Annotated in this window: 15 protein-coding genes and 1 riboswitch; of the genes, 13 read left to right on the top strand and 2 right to left on the bottom strand. The window is 45.3% G+C overall.

Annotated features, from left to right (window positions below):
* The first annotated feature begins 11 nt into the window (after nt 1-11).
* The gene (locus BLW16_RS06200; protein WP_090555719.1) at nt 12-923 is read left to right on the top strand and encodes a tetratricopeptide repeat protein; all 912 of its coding nucleotides are present in this window, start codon (nt 12-14) and stop codon (nt 921-923) included.
* A gap of 18 nt (nt 924-941) precedes the next feature.
* Here BLW16_RS06200 and BLW16_RS06195 read toward each other — a convergent pair whose 3' ends face one another.
* Entirely contained in the window at nt 942-1,304 is a 363-nt protein-coding gene (locus BLW16_RS06195; protein WP_090555718.1) for a response regulator transcription factor, read from the bottom strand.
* Between the two features lie 258 nt (nt 1,305-1,562).
* Here BLW16_RS06195 and BLW16_RS06190 point away from each other — a divergent pair, with 258 nt between their 5' ends.
* The 4 genes from BLW16_RS06190 to BLW16_RS06175 all read left to right on the top strand — a co-directional run bounded on the left by BLW16_RS06190 (nt 1,563) and on the right by BLW16_RS06175 (nt 6,046).
* Nucleotides 1,563-1,742, top strand: coding sequence for a histone H1 (locus BLW16_RS06190; protein ID WP_090555717.1), 180 nt, complete (start codon nt 1,563-1,565; stop codon nt 1,740-1,742).
* A 110-nt stretch (nt 1,743-1,852) separates the two neighbouring features.
* The gene (mgrA, locus tag BLW16_RS06185; protein WP_090555716.1) at nt 1,853-2,845 is read left to right on the top strand and encodes an L-glyceraldehyde 3-phosphate reductase; all 993 of its coding nucleotides are present in this window, start codon (nt 1,853-1,855) and stop codon (nt 2,843-2,845) included.
* A 77-nt stretch (nt 2,846-2,922) separates the two neighbouring features.
* Nucleotides 2,923-3,107: riboswitch (cobalamin riboswitch) on the top strand.
* Nucleotides 3,108-3,280: 173 nt separating this feature from the next.
* Nucleotides 3,281-5,605, top strand: a complete 2,325-nt coding sequence (gene metE / locus BLW16_RS06180) for a 5-methyltetrahydropteroyltriglutamate--homocysteine S-methyltransferase (RefSeq protein ID WP_090555715.1) — start codon at nt 3,281-3,283, stop codon at nt 5,603-5,605.
* 54 nt (nt 5,606-5,659) lie between these two features.
* Nucleotides 5,660-6,046: an acyl-CoA thioesterase gene (locus BLW16_RS06175; protein ID WP_090555714.1), complete on the top strand. Its 387-nt coding sequence runs from the start codon at nt 5,660-5,662 to the stop codon at nt 6,044-6,046.
* Nucleotides 6,047-6,100: 54 nt separating this feature from the next.
* On the opposite strand, the gene BLW16_RS06170 is transcribed toward BLW16_RS06175, so the two are convergent.
* The gene (locus BLW16_RS06170; protein WP_090555713.1) at nt 6,101-7,297 is read right to left on the bottom strand and encodes a C1 family peptidase; all 1,197 of its coding nucleotides are present in this window, start codon (nt 7,295-7,297) and stop codon (nt 6,101-6,103) included.
* A 232-nt stretch (nt 7,298-7,529) separates the two neighbouring features.
* Here BLW16_RS06170 and BLW16_RS06165 point away from each other — a divergent pair, with 232 nt between their 5' ends.
* The 8 genes from BLW16_RS06165 to BLW16_RS06130 all read left to right on the top strand — a co-directional run bounded on the left by BLW16_RS06165 (nt 7,530) and on the right by BLW16_RS06130 (nt 16,299).
* Nucleotides 7,530-8,564 carry a CobW family GTP-binding protein gene (locus BLW16_RS06165; protein ID WP_090555712.1) on the top strand — a complete coding sequence of 345 codons (1,035 nt, stop codon included), beginning with the start codon at nt 7,530-7,532 and terminating at the stop codon, nt 8,562-8,564.
* An 18-nt stretch (nt 8,565-8,582) separates the two neighbouring features.
* Nucleotides 8,583-11,159 carry a M1 family metallopeptidase gene (locus BLW16_RS06160; protein ID WP_090555711.1) on the top strand — a complete coding sequence of 859 codons (2,577 nt, stop codon included), beginning with the start codon at nt 8,583-8,585 and terminating at the stop codon, nt 11,157-11,159.
* 53 nt (nt 11,160-11,212) lie between these two features.
* Nucleotides 11,213-11,659, top strand: coding sequence for an antitoxin Xre-like helix-turn-helix domain-containing protein (locus BLW16_RS06155; RefSeq protein ID WP_217631518.1), 447 nt, complete (start codon nt 11,213-11,215; stop codon nt 11,657-11,659).
* 8 nt (nt 11,660-11,667) lie between these two features.
* Nucleotides 11,668-12,150: an RES family NAD+ phosphorylase gene (locus BLW16_RS06150; RefSeq protein WP_090555710.1), complete on the top strand. Its 483-nt coding sequence runs from the start codon at nt 11,668-11,670 to the stop codon at nt 12,148-12,150.
* A 23-nt stretch (nt 12,151-12,173) separates the two neighbouring features.
* The gene (locus BLW16_RS06145; RefSeq protein ID WP_090555709.1) at nt 12,174-13,043 is read left to right on the top strand and encodes an NAD(P)-dependent oxidoreductase; all 870 of its coding nucleotides are present in this window, start codon (nt 12,174-12,176) and stop codon (nt 13,041-13,043) included.
* Between the two features lie 98 nt (nt 13,044-13,141).
* Nucleotides 13,142-13,978 carry a UbiA prenyltransferase family protein gene (locus BLW16_RS06140; protein WP_245735144.1) on the top strand — a complete coding sequence of 279 codons (837 nt, stop codon included), beginning with the start codon at nt 13,142-13,144 and terminating at the stop codon, nt 13,976-13,978.
* 5 nt (nt 13,979-13,983) lie between these two features.
* A complete protein-coding gene (locus BLW16_RS06135; RefSeq protein ID WP_090555707.1) occupies nt 13,984-14,616 on the top strand; it encodes a class I SAM-dependent methyltransferase in 633 nt (210 codons plus the stop codon).
* A 363-nt stretch (nt 14,617-14,979) separates the two neighbouring features.
* Complete coding sequence (locus BLW16_RS06130) at nt 14,980-16,299, top strand: TolC family protein (RefSeq protein ID WP_245735143.1); 1,320 nt, start codon at nt 14,980-14,982, stop codon at nt 16,297-16,299.
* Nucleotides 16,300-16,305: the final 6 nt, after the last annotated feature.

Here is a 16,305-nt window from a genome sequence, read left to right as displayed (position 1 = left end):
AAAAATAGGATATGCTGGTATATAGCCCGGAAGAAGAAGAAGCATTTTTTGATCAGATAGATCAGGTTTATGTACTGACAGAGTCAGACAAAGCCGAGGAAGCAGAGCAGCTGTTGCTGGAAATCGAGGGAGAAATTCCCGATCCTAAGGAAAACTGTACTGTCGGCGCGATATTGCTTGACAGCATTTATGCATTTTATGAGCAGACCGGACAGCTGGAAAAGGCTTTGCCTTATTTTCTGAAAGAAACGGAGTACCTGCAGGAAAAAATGAAAACCGAAAAGGTGAAACATGTTGTTCATTTTATCACCACGGGAAGTATTTATTATGCGCTTCAGGATCTTGATCAGGCAAGAGTATACTTTAAAATTGCATTTGAACTTGGTAAAAAAGGGGTTTTTGGCGATTTTCATGCTGACTTTCTTTTTATAGCCCTGGCCGCTGATGAGGATTTTGAAGATTTTAAAAGGAATTTTATCCCGGAGGAAAGTGATGATGAGGATGAACTGACTGATGAACAGCAGGACCTGATGGATGACTATTGTGAGAAGGGGAATGCGGAGATGGACGAAGAAAATTATGCCGCCGCTGCAGACTGGTTTAAAAAAGCATACGCGATATTGCCCGATCCGAAGGATGACTGGGAGGCTACAGGCTACATTACGGCATCTTTAGGTGATGCACTGTTCAGTGACGGAAAGTTTGAAGAGGCCAAAGCGCAGTTGCTGGTTGCTCATGAGTTTTATACGGCTGATAAGAACAATCCCTTTGTATTATTGCGACTAGGTGAAACTTATTTTGAATTGGGCGATGAGAAGCTGGCTCTGGAATTCCTCTTAAAGGCTTATCAGATGGAAGGTCAGCAGCTGTTTGAAGATGATAAAAAGTACCTTAAATTCCTGAAGAAACACCACGAATTGTAATCAAATGATCAGCAGCGGCTAGGCAATCATTAGCTGCTGCTCAATAACCGATATCAGGAAGGAGATATCAAAAGGTTTATGTACCACCTCATCGGCACATATCTCTTTTACGATATCTGCTTTAGGATGTGTGGACAATACAATCACAGGAATGTGAGTAGTATCTTCGGCCGATTTGATCGCCTGGCAGATCGCCGTGCCTTCCGGAGTGGGCTGAATGATATCCAGTAAAATTGCGTCAGGGTTGAAATCTTTAACATGACCGAACACCTGATGATCCGAACTGATGAGGTCAAGCTCATAGCCCTCCTGGGTTAATATAATGTTAATTAATTCAAGTATATCCTTATTTTTCTCAAACACCAATATCTTTTTCTTCATATAATTGAATTTCAAATAGAATAGCTACGTTTTTGAACGTTACGATTCAGTAAACAAATATATGCAGAAAAACTAATTTAAGAGAAATTTTAAATTCTTATCTATCATAACATCCATTAGTGTAATTGACAGGAGGGTCATCATGAACAGAAAATGTATTACTATCTTAATAAAAAAAATAAAAGCTTACTAAAAATGCTGAAATATATATTTATTTCGTAAAAGTTATATATTTGGCTCTATATTAAAGACTAAAACATGGAAAAATTCACAAAATTAAAGGAACTGCTTGCTTCTGTTGAAGCTGATGCGGAGAAGTTTTACAATGCTGGCAACAGTGCTGCAGGTACAAGAGTACGTAAAGCAATGCAGGATTTGAAAGTTCTTGCTCAGGACATCCGTGCTGAAGTAACAGAGAAAAAAAATTCAGCTAAATAAAATTAGCACAACCTAACCTGAAGAGGGTATTTCAAAACAGTGCAAAACTATGCTTTTTTGAGGCTGGTGATACTCAGGTTTGTTATTCCCTCTTTTTATTTTTTAAAATTATGCAATATATTGCCAATCCCGACCGCTATACAAACATGCAATACCGCCGCTGTGGGAAAAGCGGATTGAAATTATCAGCTCTGTCTCTCGGATTGTGGCATAACTTCGGAAATGTAGACCAGTTACAGAATTCCACAAATATTATCAAACTTGCCTTCGACAGCGGGATTACGCATTTCGACCTGGCAAACAATTATGGCCCTCCCCGAGGCTCTGCGGAAGAGAACTTTGGGAGAATACTCAGGGATAACTTTGCCGGCTACCGGGATGAAATGGTGATTTCTTCAAAAGCGGGTTACGCCATGTGGGACGGCCCTTATGGTGACTGGGGATCAAAAAAGCATTTAGTTTCCAGTATGGACCAAAGTCTGAAGCGCATGGGGCTTGACTATGTTGATATTTTCTATCATCACCGTCCCCATCCGGAAACGCCGTTAGAGGAAACCATGGCCACTCTCGATCTTTTCGTCAGACAGGGAAAGGCGCTTTATGTTGGAATATCTAACTATCCTGCACCAGAGGCAGCAGCAGCGATCAGCATGCTGCGCGATATGGGCACTCCCTGTTTAATTCATCAGCCTAAATATTCTATGTTAGAAAGATGGGTTGAAAATGGCCTGCTGGATGTGCTGGACAAGGAGGGGGTAGGCTGTATCGCTTTTTCTCCGCTTGCACAAGGCTTGCTGACAAATAAGTACCTTCAGGGTATCCCTGAAGATTCCCGTGCCGCAAAACCTAGCGGCTTTTTACAGAAAGAACAGATCACTCCACGTATACTGGAGCAGGTAAATGCATTGAACACGCTTGCCGTTGAACGGGGGCAAACACTGGCTGAAATGGCCCTGTCATGGATCCTGCGTGATGAACGGATCACATCAGTACTGGTAGGGGCAAGCCGGCCTGAACAGTTGTCAGATTCGCTGAAATGCCTGGAAAACCTTGCATTTACCGAACAAGAGTTACAGCATATCGACAGCGTACTCGCCAATTAACATAAAAAAGGATGCTTAATTACTTCTGCATCCTTTTTTCGTTTATCTTTGGAACCAATAAGTTCTTTACAATATTTTTTTCATCAACCGGAAAAGGTTCTGCTTAACGCAGATGAATAGGGAATCGTGTGAAAATCACGAGCTGTCGCGCAACTGTAAGTAACCAAACAGTTTTTGCCAATATATATCCACTGTCGTAAAAGATGGGAAGGATGGTAAAAATGTTACAAGTCAGGAGACCTGCCTCAACCGAATTGACAATGCTTTCGCGAAAAGAAGCTATTGGTCAGGTATGATGTACGGAGTAAAAAGCACGCATTGCATGCTTATGTTAACCTCCTGCAATCATATTTTTCCCAGGTTTTTTGCGCAAGGTATTGATTAATAGCTTAAAGAGCTTTTAACTGATTTTTTTATCATTTAAAAAGCAACAAAATGCTGACAAACAATCTAGGCTACCCGCGAATCGGTAGCAACAGAGAACTTAAAAAGGCCTGCGAGCAGTATTGGTCTGGCAAAGCCCCCATTGAAAGCCTTGTGCAGGCAGGTGCGGCCATCCGTGCAAACAACTGGGCATTGCAAAAAAAAGCAGGAGTGGACCTGATCCCTTCCAATGATTTTTCTTTTTATGATCAGGTGCTGGATCTGTCCCTCACCGTTGGCGCTATCCCGAAGCGCTATCATGCCGTGATCTTAAACAATGCAAATACGGAACTCGATCTTTATTTTGCAATGGCAAGAGGTTACCAGAAGGATGACCTTGACATCACTGCCATGGAAATGACAAAATGGTTTGATACCAATTACCATTACATCGTTCCCGAATTCCAGAGGGACCAGACCTTTAAGCTTTTTTCTACGAAGGTGATTGATGAATATAATGAGGCGAAGCGGATGGGAATTAAAACCAAACCTGTGGTCATAGGCCCTGTTTCATACCTTCTTCTGGGTAAGGAGAAAGAGGAAGGTTTTCACCGGATCTCGCTGATCAGAAACTTGCTGCCTGTATATCTGGAAATACTGACCGCGCTGACGGAACAGCATGTGGAATGGGTACAGTTTGATGAACCTTTCCTGGTCCTCGATCTGGAACCGCAGGAGCGGGAGGCCTATATCTATGTATACGGCGAGATCAAAAAGCGTTTCCCCAGGCTTAAAATATTGCTGACCACCTACTTTGAAGGATTGAAAGATAACCTGGAACTGGCAGCTTCATTGCCCGTTGCTGCATTACATATTGACCTGCTGCGTGCGCCTGAACAGCTGGAAGATGTACTGGAAGCCATTCCTGATCATTTGAGCTTATCACTGGGTATAGTGGATGGCAGAAATATCTGGAAGAATGATTTTGACCATTCCCTGGCACAGGTTAAAACTGCTGTGGCGCGGCTGGGGGACAAACGTGTGTTTATCTCTCCTTCCTGCTCACTGATCCACTCTCCGTGTGACCTGGATCTGGAAAGCAACGGGGAGGTACTTAGCCCGGAAATCAAACAATGGATGGCCTTTGCGAAACAGAAGGTTGATGAAGTGGTTCATTTAAGGGAGCTGGCAGGCACGGAGCCATCGGCCGCTGCTTTGGCAAAAGCAGCAGAAAACAGGTCCGCTGCTGAAAGCAGGAAAGTGTCCCCGCTGATTCATGACGAACTGGTTAAACAGCGTGTAGCGGGTGTAAGGCGCAAAGATGAACACCGCGCCAGTGTGTATCCTGTACGGAAAGTGGCGCAGCAGGAGGTGCTGAACCTCCCTCTTTTCCCTACTACAACTATCGGATCTTTTCCGCAGACGGCAGCAGTACGCAGCTGGCGGACAAAGTATAAAAAAGGGCTGTTATCCCTTGCTGAATATGATGCGCTGATTGAGAAAGAAACCGAAGAAACCATTCGTTTCCAGGAAGAAACGGGTATTGACGTGCTGGTTCACGGTGAGTTTGAGCGCAATGACATGGTAGAATACTTTGGCGAACAGCTGGCGGGATTTGTGTTCACAACGAACGGCTGGGTGCAGAGTTACGGCAGCCGCTGTGTGAAACCGCCAATAATCTTCGGGGATGTGTCCCGGCCGGCAGCGATGACGGTAAGGTGGTCTTCTTACGCACAGTCGCTCACCCATAAATGGGTGAAAGGGATGTTAACCGGCCCGGTAACGATCCTGCAGTGGTCGTTCGTCAGAAACGATCAGCCAGGTGCCCTTACCTGTAAACAGATCGCGCTGGCGATCCGGGATGAAGTGTCAGACCTGGAGAAGGCTGGGATCAGGATCATTCAGATCGATGAGCCCGCTATTCGTGAGGGATTGCCCCTGCGTAAGTCGGGCTGGCCACAATACCTGGAATGGGCTGTTCAGGCTTTCAGGATTTCCGCAAGCGGAGTAGCCGATGAAACCCAGATCCATACGCACATGTGTTATGCTGAATTTAATGATATCATCAAACACATCGCTGATATGGATGCGGATGTGATCACGATTGAGTGCTCGCGTTCCCAGATGGAACTGCTGGATGCGTTTGCTGATTTCAATTATCCAAATGAGATTGGGCCGGGGGTGTATGATATTCATTCTCCAAGGGTCCCGGCAAAGGAGGAGATGATAGCGCTGCTGCACAAAGCCCGGGCTGTGATTCCCACAGCACAGCTTTGGGTGAATCCCGATTGTGGTTTGAAAACACGCCACTGGGACGAAACAAAAAAAGCACTGCTGGAAATGGTTGAAGCCGCAAAAGAATTGCGTTTATCCGTTCAGGAAGCTGTAAGTTTGTAATATTGACACAGGCGGTTCCAAAATGAACCGCCTGTTTGATTCATATTTTATACAATGACATTAGAAGAAAAGATCAAAGCCTCGGAGACACGCATATTTAAAGCCGTATTTCCAAACACAACAAACCATTATGACACTTTATTTGGCGGAACAGCGATGATGCTGATGGATGAAGTAGCTTTTATGTGCGCGACGAGGTTCAGCCGGCAGATTATGGTGACGGTGAGCAGTGACAGGATTGATTTTACCCATCCCATCCCGGCAGGAACGATTGTAGAGCTTGTGGCGGCGGTGAGCCATGTAGGCAACACCAGTATGAAGGTGAGGGTGAATATCTTTGTAGAGCAGATGTACTCTGAACATCGCGAGCAGGCAGTTACAGGTGAATTTTCCTTTGTTGCGATCGACGAGCACAAGAGGCCAACTCCGATCATAAAATAACCCGCAGGCGATAAAGCCTGCAGGTTGAAGAGATGAAACTGCACCGCAAGAGGATTATAATCCTAATTTCCTGCTGATCGCTGATGGGATACCGCCTTTATGTAACAGGATGGCGGTAGTTTTATATTTCACATAGTTTTTGGTCACATAGAGATAACCCTTGTAATCGTTGGTTACGCCCCAGGAGTTCTTTACAATATAGTATTCCCTGCCATTCTGATCTTTGGCAAGTCCTACGATGTGCATGCCGTGGTCGTCGGTAGTCTGGTAATTATCGAAGGCCGCCTGACGGTTTTCCTGGGTAATTTCCATTTCAGGTTTTGGTTCAGCGAAGAGGGCTGCTGTTTCTTCAGCGTTCATTTCTTCCACGGGTTTGGTAGGTACATAGGCCACCCCATTTTTGTAGGAGAAATATTTTTCGCTTACATCAGTTGCCCAGGATACAGAATAACCTTTTTTGAGCGCATTGTCGATAATCTCAGTAAGCTCATTTACAGGAACGTTAGATACCTGGTCGAAAGACCAGTTGTCAGGCACCATCAAAGTGAATTTTGAGTAGAAGGGGTGATCGTTGAAGGAAGAAAGTTCTGCATAATCATCAGGATTAATGCCTACAACTTGTTTGGCGAAACTTTGCGGAGTATAACTTTTTCCCTTGTAATCAAATTTTTCAGGTACCGTACCCAGGTAAGAGTCGATCATACCGGCATAGGCTTTTTCCCAGTTAGGGGTTAGGGTACCATTTGGATTTTTAACCACTGCCTCAAGCATCCCCGTTGTGATTGCGGCCATCTCTGCGAACTTATTGTTTTTGGTGCCGTAGTTTAAGCCAGTGTAGTTGAGCTGTGGTACAGCTCCGTATTTCCGGTACATGTTGATCACATCGTGCAAAGCACCGCCATCACCAAGTGTTACGGCTCCGTGCATGCGCACATAACTGATTCCTTTTTCTACATAGGCATTGCGTGCCGAGAAGATCTGGGACAGGGCAACCGGTTGTTTTCCCATCCTGATCATTTCAGATTCCAGGAATGAATTGGTAGAATAACTCCAGCAGGTTCCCGAAGAACCCTGGTTCTGAACAGGAGTGTTTTCAAGATTGATGACCTCTGTGAATTTAAAGCCTGCAGTGCTGTTTGCAGACTGATTGTTTTTCAAGGAGTTGACCAGGTTGTCCTGCGCGAAGCCCAGGGCAGTGTAAAAGAGTAGTCCGGAAGCCAGGAACAACGGCTTAATGAATGAATTTGTCATATGTATTTAACTATGCAACATAATTGCGTTTATGTATCTTTGTGGGGCAATCTACACGATTTGCCTAACATGAAGAAAAAACGAAATGATTTTGCTAGTTACGCAACATGAAAATTACAGATCGCCATACAGGCATATCGTTTTATCGGATGATGACGGGTAATCATATTGATAGCGGGAGATAAAGATTAAATTTACCTGGCAAATTTGCTTTGCGAAAAAAACAAATAAAATGAAAGCTAAAGAAGTAACGATCCTGACCGGGTTTTTGGGCGCTGGCAAAACGACTGTGCTGAACGCGGTTATTGCGAAAAAGAAAGAGACTAAATTTGCGATCATAGAGAATGAGATTGGCGAAGAGAGCATTGATGCGGGCCTGATCCTGAAAGGGGAGGATGATGTTATTGAACTGAATAACGGATGCCTGTGCTGTACGCTGAATGACAATATCTATGAACTCCTGAATAACCTCTGGGATAAAAGGGATGCCTGGGACCACCTGATCATTGAGGCTACAGGTATTGCCGACCCGGCGAATATTGCACATCCTTTCCTGACGAACGACAATGTGAAACGGGGTTTCGACCTGAAAAGGGTAATTTGTATCGTAGATGCGGAACTCATTGAAGACCAGTTAAAAGAACATCCGGAGGCCATCAAACAGATTGCCTTCAGCGATCTTATCCTGCTGAATAAAGTGGAGAAGGTAGGCCCGGGTTATGTACAGGAGCTACAGGCAGTTTTAAAGGCAATCAATCCTTTCGCAGAAACACTGGTTGCTGAAGGGCAGAATTTCCAGGTGACAAAACTTTTTGCGAGAGAGCGTTTCGCTAATTTTTACAGCAATCCGAAGCCTGTGGTTACACCGAAAGGCATATTCAGTTTAAGCAGTGCAGCACCGGAAAAACAACCGCTGGTGGCCTTTGGAACATCGCATAACCGGCATGAGCACAGTGATATTGAAACTGTTCTTCTGAAGTATAAGGAGAGTATGAATATCCAGGATCTCGAACACAGGATGATGGTTTTCCTGATTGCGCAATCTGCCAATGTTTACCGCGTGAAGGGCATCATTTATAGTCACCTCTTCGAAAGCAGGATTGTGCTGCAAACCGTAGGGAAGTCGCTCGCCATCGCACTTGGGGAAAACTGGCTGCCGGATGAGATCAGGGAAACAAAGATCGTGGTGATTGGTAAAGAGCTCAAATTGTATGGTTTCGATAAAATGTTTCGGACATGCCTTTATTCACCATCGGATATAGAATAAATGAGTTAAATTGGCTCCATGGTTCGTGATCTCCGGTTTCTCTTTCTGCTGTTGTTTATCCTGATCGCGTGTTCATCGCGCAGGGCGGTAAATGATCCTGTACTGGAAACTGGGGTGGACCGTTCGCTGGCGCTCTACCGTAAGGCTGTTCTCAGCAATATTGGCTATGCGCTTGAGCTGGATATCCCGGCAGGGCAGACAAAAGCCATCTCTGCCCATGAAACCTTAACCTTTAGCCTGAATTCAGTACGGCTTCCTGTACAGCTTGATTTTAAGGAAGACCCTGCAAAGATCAGCATGATGATCATCAACGGGCAGCATGTGGATGTTAACTATCAGAAAGAGCATTTGCTGCTCGGTCCGGGTTTTCTTAAAATGGGCCTGAACGTGGTGCAGATTGAATTTACAGCGGGGGATGGGGCACTGAACAGAAATTTAGATTACCTGTATACGTTGTTTGTTCCGGATCGGGCCAGAACGGTTTTTCCCTGTTTTGATCAGCCTGACCTGAAGGCCATATATACGCTGACATTACATGTGCCGCAAGACTGGGAAGCGATTGCAAACGGAGAATTAAAAGATTCTGTGATCGGACAGCAGTATAAAACGTATCATTTCAAACCCTCGAACCTTTTAAGTACCTATCATTTTGCTTTTGCTGCAGGTAACTTTCGCCTGTATAAAGGCATTGCAGGAGGTAAAACCACTGATTTTCTTTACCGTGAAACCGACAAAACAAAGATCACACCGAGTTTGCCTGCTATTTTTGCGCTCCACTCTTCTGCATTGAAATACTATGAGAGCTGGACAGGGATTCCTTATCCTTTTCAGAAGTTCGGATTTGTGGCGATCCCTGATTTCCAGTTTGGTGGAATGGAGCATCCGGGGGCAATTCAATATAAAGCATCTTCCTTATTCCTGGATACCGGGGCCACTAAAGACCAGCTGAATTCAAGGAATAACCTCATCGCTCATGAAACTGCACATATGTGGTTTGGCGACATGGTAACGATGGACTGGTTCTCCGATGTGTGGATGAAGGAAGTGTTTGCAAATTTCATGGCCGATAAAAGTGCTGAAGAAACGGCTGGCAAGGATGCTTATGCACTTAAATTTCTGATCGATCATCTTCCCGCCGCCTATGCGGTAGACCGTACTGAAGGGGCAAACCCCATCCGGCAGCCACTGGATAACCTGAAAGATGCAGGTTCCCTTTATGGCAATATCATCTATCATAAGGCTCCTGTTATGATGCAGCAGCTGGAAAGCCTGATGGGGAAGGCTCCGTTTCAGCAGGGCGTAAGGGAGTACCTGCATAAATTTGCAAACGGGAATGCCTCCTGGCCGGACCTGATTCAGATCCTGGACCGCTATACACCGGCAGACCTGGAGCAATGGAATAAGGTTTGGGTGAATGAGAGCGGCCGCCCGGTGATCAGCTATACAGTAACCTATGAGGATGAAAAGATTACCCGTTTGCAGATCATCCAGCGCCCGGAATATGGCCAGAAGCGCATCTGGCCGCAAACATTTGAACTCAGCTTGTTTTATCCCGGATCGGTTAAAGTTCTTCATGCGAGCTTTACCGGTGAAAAATTGGTGGTGAAGGGAGCTGAAGGACTGGCAAGGCCGATGTTCATCCTCTTTAATTCTGCGGGTGACGGCTACGGACAATGGCCTGTAGACCCCCTGCTGTTGCAGCAGCTTTTCAGCCTGGAAAAACCTTTGCACAGGGCAACTGCCTGTATCTCCCTGTATGAGCAGATGCTGAGCGGAAGGGTGATCCGTCCTGATGAATTGCTGGCGCTGTTTGGCAGGGGACTGGAGAGGGAGCAGGAGGAGTTGAATATCAAACTGTTAACGAATTATATCAGTACAATTTACTGGCAGTTCAGTACGCCGGCCCAAAGAAAACGGTTATCGGCCGGATTAGAGAACCAGATCTGGGCGGCATTGCAGCAGCAAAAAGCTTCCAATAACAGGAAACAATTATTTAAAGCCTACCAGGATATATTTATGAGTGCCGGGGCGCGGGACAGGCTGTACCAGGTCTGGAAAAGCCAGCAGCCGCCTTCCGGAGTTGCCCTGGCTGAAGATGATTATACGAGTCTGGCACTGTCCCTGGCGGTGCGGGATGATGCTGACCCTGCCATTTTAAAGATCCAGGATAGCAGGATCACAAATCCTGACCGTAAGAAACGCTTTGAGTTTATCATGCCGGCGGTATCGGGTGACCAGGGGAAAAGGGATAATTTTTTTAACAGCCTGAAATTCTTACCAAACAGGGCCAGGGAATCCAATGTGCTGGGAGCCTTGTACTATCTGCATCATCCCCTCCGCCAGGCTTACAGCATCCGTTATCTGCAGCAAAGCCTTGATCTGCTCGAAGAGATCCAGTCTACCGGTGATATCTTTTTTCCGCAATCCTGGCTGCAGGCTACTTTTGGCACTTACCAGACAAAACAGGCGGCAGATGTGGTGAGGAAGTTCCTGGCTGCACATCCCGGATATAACTCCAAACTGAGGGCCAAGATCCTGCAAAACTCTGATAACCTTTTCAGGGCAGAGCGGTTGATTAAAGAAGTGTACGAATAATTTCATTATTAATAGTGAAATTATTCGTATATTGGTCTTTTAAACCTAAAGATATGGCAGCTTCCAATGCATTCCTTTTAGACAAACGAACAGAAACACTCCGCATCAAGTTCAGCGCAATAGATGTGAGCGATGATATGAAGGTTTTTCAGTATGCAAGACAGGGACTAAAACCGGGCCTGTTCTATGATTTTGCCGAAGCGATCAATATTTCCAATAAATCTCTGGCGGATCTGATCAATATTTCTTCCCGTACCATCAGCAATTATAAAGAACAGAAGAAACTGCTGGAGCCTGTTTATGGAGAGCATTTGCTTAAACTCATTGGCTTGTATAAAAAGGGGGTAGAACTGTTTGGCACTGTAGATGAATTCAGCTATTGGCTCAATAAACCATTCTGGAATTCAAAAGAACGGCCCATGGACTGGTTAACTACCCCGGGCGGTGTAGACCTGGTTGCAGATGAGCTGGTGAAAATGGCTTATGGTGATGCCGTTTAACTTTCTGTATGGTCGTTTTTAGAATCGGGCATAAGCATTATGCTGCCACACTCAATGCATCGGGCGTCAATGGGCGCTGGGCAGCAGCAGGCAGACCTGTGCTTTACTGCGCAGAGAACATACCACTGGCCTTCCTTGAAAATATGGTCAGGCGTCAGGGAGTAGGTTTCAACCATGATTTTAAGATCGTTTGTATAGAAATTCCGGATGATCTGTCCGTAAGTACGATAGAAGAGCGTGATCTTGATCCGGACTGGCGGGACCCCTATGATTACCGACATTGTCAGCCGCTTGGTAATCAATGGTTCGATCACATGAGAATGCCGGTTTTAAAAGTGCCTTCGGCAGTAATGCCGGAATCCTGCAATTATGTAATCAATACACTTCATCCCGATTTCAGGCGAATCAGGATTCTTGCCATAACGGAACTCGTGCCTGACGCCAGGATAGAAGATCTCCTGAAAAAATATCCGCTGGGAAAGTCAGGTTAAAACATCAAAATAAATATATAGATATGAGCGTAAAATTAAACATAGGCTGGATAGGACTTGGTAATATGGGAACGCCAATGGTTAAAAACCTGGTCAAAGCAGGATTTGAAGTTACCGTTTACAACCGCAGTGCAGCTAAATCTGAAGCACTCAGCAAAGAGATTCAGGTTGGAGTGGCGTATTCACCGGCCGAGCTGCTGGCCACATCAGATGTGATTATCACCATGCTGAGTGATGACAATGCGGTAAAAGAGCTCTACGAAAGAGCAGATGGCATTTTTTCTGCCCATCCGGGTAGAGAGCTGACCATCGTAGACATGAGTACGGTTTCGCCGGAAACCACAAAGTACCTCGCAGGCCTTTGTGCAGAAAAGGGTATTTCTTACCTGGACGCGCCGGTAGCCGGCAGCGTAAAACCCGCAGAAGAAGCACAGCTGGTGATCATGGTTGGCGGCGATGAAAAAATCTACGAAAAAGTAAAACCTGCATTTGATGCGCTGGGCAGGATGTCGGTTTATCTTGGAGAGAACGGCAAGGCCAATGTAGCAAAGCTGTCGGTAAATTTACTTTTGGGCATTGTGGACCAGGGTCTGGCAGAAGCAGTGATCTTTGCGCGCAAAAATGGCTTGTCAGCAGAACTGCTGCTTCCGCTGATCAATGCAAGCGCTGTAGGCTGCGGAGTAACCAAAATGAAGACAGACAATATCCTTAATAATGATTTCAAGCCTGCTTTTGCGTTGAAACTGCTCGCCAAAGACATCAGGCTGGCTACCGAAAACGGAATGGATACCCCTGTAGGGAAATCTTTACATACCACACTGCAGTCGGCAACGGCAAAAGGGTATGGCGATCAGGATATGATTGCTGTATTTAAATATCTTTCCGAAAACTAAGTTTAAGGAGTCAGGGAGTTGGGCAAATGGGACTGAAGATCTTAAGATTTATATTTTTTGGTAATTATTTTGTCGGGCTGCTTGCCGTTGGTTTAACTGTGGAATCCACACTGCAGTTAAAGATGCCCTTTAATTCCCTGAGTTACTATATGCTGGTGTTTCTGGCGCCGATCATTTATTATACCTATGCCTATATGGGCGCCACCAGCATTGAGAACGCGCAGAATCCAAGAACCGCCTGGTATGGCAAGCATCAAACCTTTATTCGCGGGAGCCAGATTCTTTTAGGGTCTGTTTTTGCAGCGGTGTTTCTGTATATGCTGAACAGGGACTATATGGCTATCCTGCATCTTCCTGTCCTGTACTGGATCACGGTAGGGGTAGTAATTGGTATGGCTGTCCTGTATTATGGGCTGGTGCCGGTTTTTTTCTTTAACCTCAACCTTAGGAATACCGGCTGGCTGAAGCCGTTCATCATTGGTTTTATATGGGCTGCCACAGCCAATTTGCTTCCACTGATCCTGCTGCGTATAGAGTCAGGAGTGGATTTTGCAGAATCTCCATTCTGGTTTTTTCTCTTTATCAAAAACTGGATGTTTTGTACGGTAAATGCAATTATGTTTGATATGAAGGATTATGCTATTGATTCCAATAGCCAGCTGAAGACGTTTGCCGTGCGGATAGGTCTGAAAAAGACGATATTCTATGTGCTGATTCCGCTGCTGCTGTTGGGAATGTTATCCCTGCTCATCTTTGCCTCTATTGAACATTTTACCACGATCCGCGTATTGTTCAACCTGATTCCTTTTGTACTTACACTTGTGGTGGCGTATTCCATGAACAAAAGAAAGAAAATATTTTACTACCTTATCGTGATCGACGGGTTAATCCTGGTAAAGGCCATTTGCGGCATCCTGGCGATGCAATTTATCTGACAGCTATGCACAATAACAACTATGATCCGATAGCCCGGTATTATGATGTGCTGAGCAGGCTGGTGTTCTTTCGTGCACAGCTAAGTGCCCAGATTGAGCAACTGATCTGCATTCCGGCAAATGGTACTATCCTTATCGCTGGCGGCGGAACAGGCTGGGTATTGGAGGAAATCGCTAAGATCCATCCTTCGGGACTCCGCATCACCTATGTAGAGATCTCGGCCAAAATGCTGGATCTGTCAAAAAAGCGGGATGTAAAAAGCAATCAGGTCAGCTATATTCATGCCGCCGCAGAAGATTTCAAGATCGGTACCGACTATGATGTGATCATCACCGCGTTTTTGTTTGATAATTTTCGGGCAGAAAAGATCGGCCTTGTCTTCGGCAGGTTCCATGCGGCACTCAAAAGCGGCGGGCTCTGGCTGTTTTCCGATTTCTATTATAACGCGGGTTCCGGCAAGCACTGGCAACGGTACCTGCTGAAGGCGATGTACCTTTTCTTTAAGCGAATCTCCAGGATAGAGGCGAGAGACCTGATCAATACAGAGCACTGTTTCGAAGAGGCGTTGTACCTCCCGCTGAAGACCGCATATTACTACAGTGGGTTTATCAAATCCGTGGTTTATCAAAAATCTTAAATTGATCTCATCAAAGTTATTTTAATCTTGTTTTAACACATGTGTAAGGCAAGTGTAACCATAATGTAACGGCAGTATTGTAACAATAGTACAGTTATTGTTTTTTGCGGCCTAAGATGCCCTATATTAGGGAAATGGCTATTTAGACACAGCCAGGGCACAATTATTTGAATTTAATAAGTATTGATTTGAACTGAATACTTTCGTTCGTGCCCTGTCATATACATTTGTTGTGTACTAAAAACACTAACTATAATCGATTTAATTTAATTGAAATTAATGATGCCCCGAATACCCCTTTCCACACTTCTTTGTTGTTCTTTTTTGTGTGCCAATCTTACTGTTGATGCGCAGACCTTAAATATGAAAGAGGCCATTAGTACCGCGATAGCAAATTATGGGACCATAAAAGCGAAAACGAACTATGTTAATGCTTCGAAACAGACTGTTATGCAATCCAAAAGAGAGTATCTTCCTAACTTTACCCTTTCCGCACAGCAGGATTACGGTACCGTTAACGGGCAGACTGGTCCGCTTGCTCCATTTGGAGGTGCGTTAAATGTTTCTTCTTCAGGGCCAACACTGGCCAGTCAGAACTGGAACGCCGGCTTCGGAGCGCTTTATCTCAGTAATATCAACTGGGACTTTTTTACGTTTGGACGTATTAAAGAAAGGATAAAGGTTTCCAAAGTGACGCTTACCAGGGATGAAAATGATCTCAGCCAGGAGATTTTCCAGCACGAGATCCGCGTATCTGCCGCTTACCTGAACCTGCTTGCTGCACAGCGTTTGACCAAGTCTCAGCAAAGGAACCTGGAAAGAGCAATAGTTTTTAAAGATAACGCTGTGGCGCGTGCAAAAAACGGACTAATCGCCGGGGTTGACTCGGCGCTGGCCAATGCACAGGTTTCCAGTGCAAAGATCTTACTGACTAACGCTATCGACCTGCAGCAGGAGCAAGCCAACAGGCTTGGTGTCCTTTTAGGAATTACCGCTACAGAATTTACCCTGGATACCGCGTCTATCAATCATGTACCCCATGCCATCTTAATGGCAGATACCAATGCAAACCTTGCACAGCATCCTGTCCTTAAATACTACAGGAACAGGGTGGATGTGAGTAATGAGCAGACAAATTACTATAAACGACTGATGTACCCTACATTCTCCTTTATCGGCGTGTTCCAGGGCAGGGGCTCCGGTTTTTCATCAAACTATGGGAACGACCAGGGTGCCTATTCATCAAACTACGGTGACGGTATTAATCCTACCCGTGCAAATTACCTGTTTGGCGTAGGCCTTGTCTGGAACCTGAGTTCCATTCTGAAAACCTCACCGCAGGTAAGGGCACAGCGCTTCACCACCTACGGGCTCGAAAATGAGTACCAGGTGATTGATCAGCAGCTGCATTCACAACTGGCGCTGTCAGAAACTAAGATCAAAAATGCGATGGACAACTATATGGAAGCGCCAGAGCAGGTCAAGGCAGCGGCGCAGGCCTATTTGCAGAAAAGTGTGCAATATAAAAACGGACTGGCTACACTCGTAGACCTTACGCAGGCATTGTTTGTGCTCAACAGGGCAGAGACAGACCGGGATATTGCCTATACAAATGTATGGCAGGCCCTATTGATCAAATCAGCCGCAATGGGTGATTATAATATATTTATTAACGAATTTTAAGCAGTT

Origin of the sequence: Pedobacter hartonius (assembly GCF_900107535.1) — a bacterium.
Classification (GTDB): domain Bacteria; phylum Bacteroidota; class Bacteroidia; order Sphingobacteriales; family Sphingobacteriaceae; genus Pedobacter; species Pedobacter hartonius.
Note: the sequence above shows the minus strand (reverse complement) of the source record. Positions and strands in the feature narration are given on the sequence as shown.

Bases quoted from the DNA above. Each gene is read 5' to 3' on its own strand.
- BLW16_RS06200 (WP_090555719.1), top strand. From the start codon at position 12: ATGCTGGTATATAGCCCGGAAGAAGAAGAAGCATTTTTTGATCAGATA.
- BLW16_RS06195 (WP_090555718.1), bottom strand. From the start codon at position 1,304: ATGAAGAAAAAGATATTGGTGTTTGAGAAAAATAAGGATATACTTGAA.
- BLW16_RS06190 (WP_090555717.1), top strand. From the start codon at position 1,563: ATGGAAAAATTCACAAAATTAAAGGAACTGCTTGCTTCTGTTGAAGCT.
- mgrA (WP_090555716.1), top strand. From the start codon at position 1,853: ATGCAATATATTGCCAATCCCGACCGCTATACAAACATGCAATACCGC.
- metE (WP_090555715.1), top strand. From the start codon at position 3,281: ATGCTGACAAACAATCTAGGCTACCCGCGAATCGGTAGCAACAGAGAA.
- BLW16_RS06175 (WP_090555714.1), top strand. From the start codon at position 5,660: ATGACATTAGAAGAAAAGATCAAAGCCTCGGAGACACGCATATTTAAA.
- BLW16_RS06170 (WP_090555713.1), bottom strand. From the start codon at position 7,297: ATGACAAATTCATTCATTAAGCCGTTGTTCCTGGCTTCCGGACTACTC.
- BLW16_RS06165 (WP_090555712.1), top strand. From the start codon at position 7,530: ATGAAAGCTAAAGAAGTAACGATCCTGACCGGGTTTTTGGGCGCTGGC.
- BLW16_RS06160 (WP_090555711.1), top strand. From the start codon at position 8,583: ATGGTTCGTGATCTCCGGTTTCTCTTTCTGCTGTTGTTTATCCTGATC.
- BLW16_RS06155 (WP_217631518.1), top strand. From the start codon at position 11,213: ATGGCAGCTTCCAATGCATTCCTTTTAGACAAACGAACAGAAACACTC.
- BLW16_RS06150 (WP_090555710.1), top strand. From the start codon at position 11,668: ATGGTCGTTTTTAGAATCGGGCATAAGCATTATGCTGCCACACTCAAT.
- BLW16_RS06145 (WP_090555709.1), top strand. From the start codon at position 12,174: ATGAGCGTAAAATTAAACATAGGCTGGATAGGACTTGGTAATATGGGA.
- BLW16_RS06135 (WP_090555707.1), top strand. From the start codon at position 13,984: ATGCACAATAACAACTATGATCCGATAGCCCGGTATTATGATGTGCTG.
- BLW16_RS06130 (WP_245735143.1), top strand. From the start codon at position 14,980: ATGAAAGAGGCCATTAGTACCGCGATAGCAAATTATGGGACCATAAAA.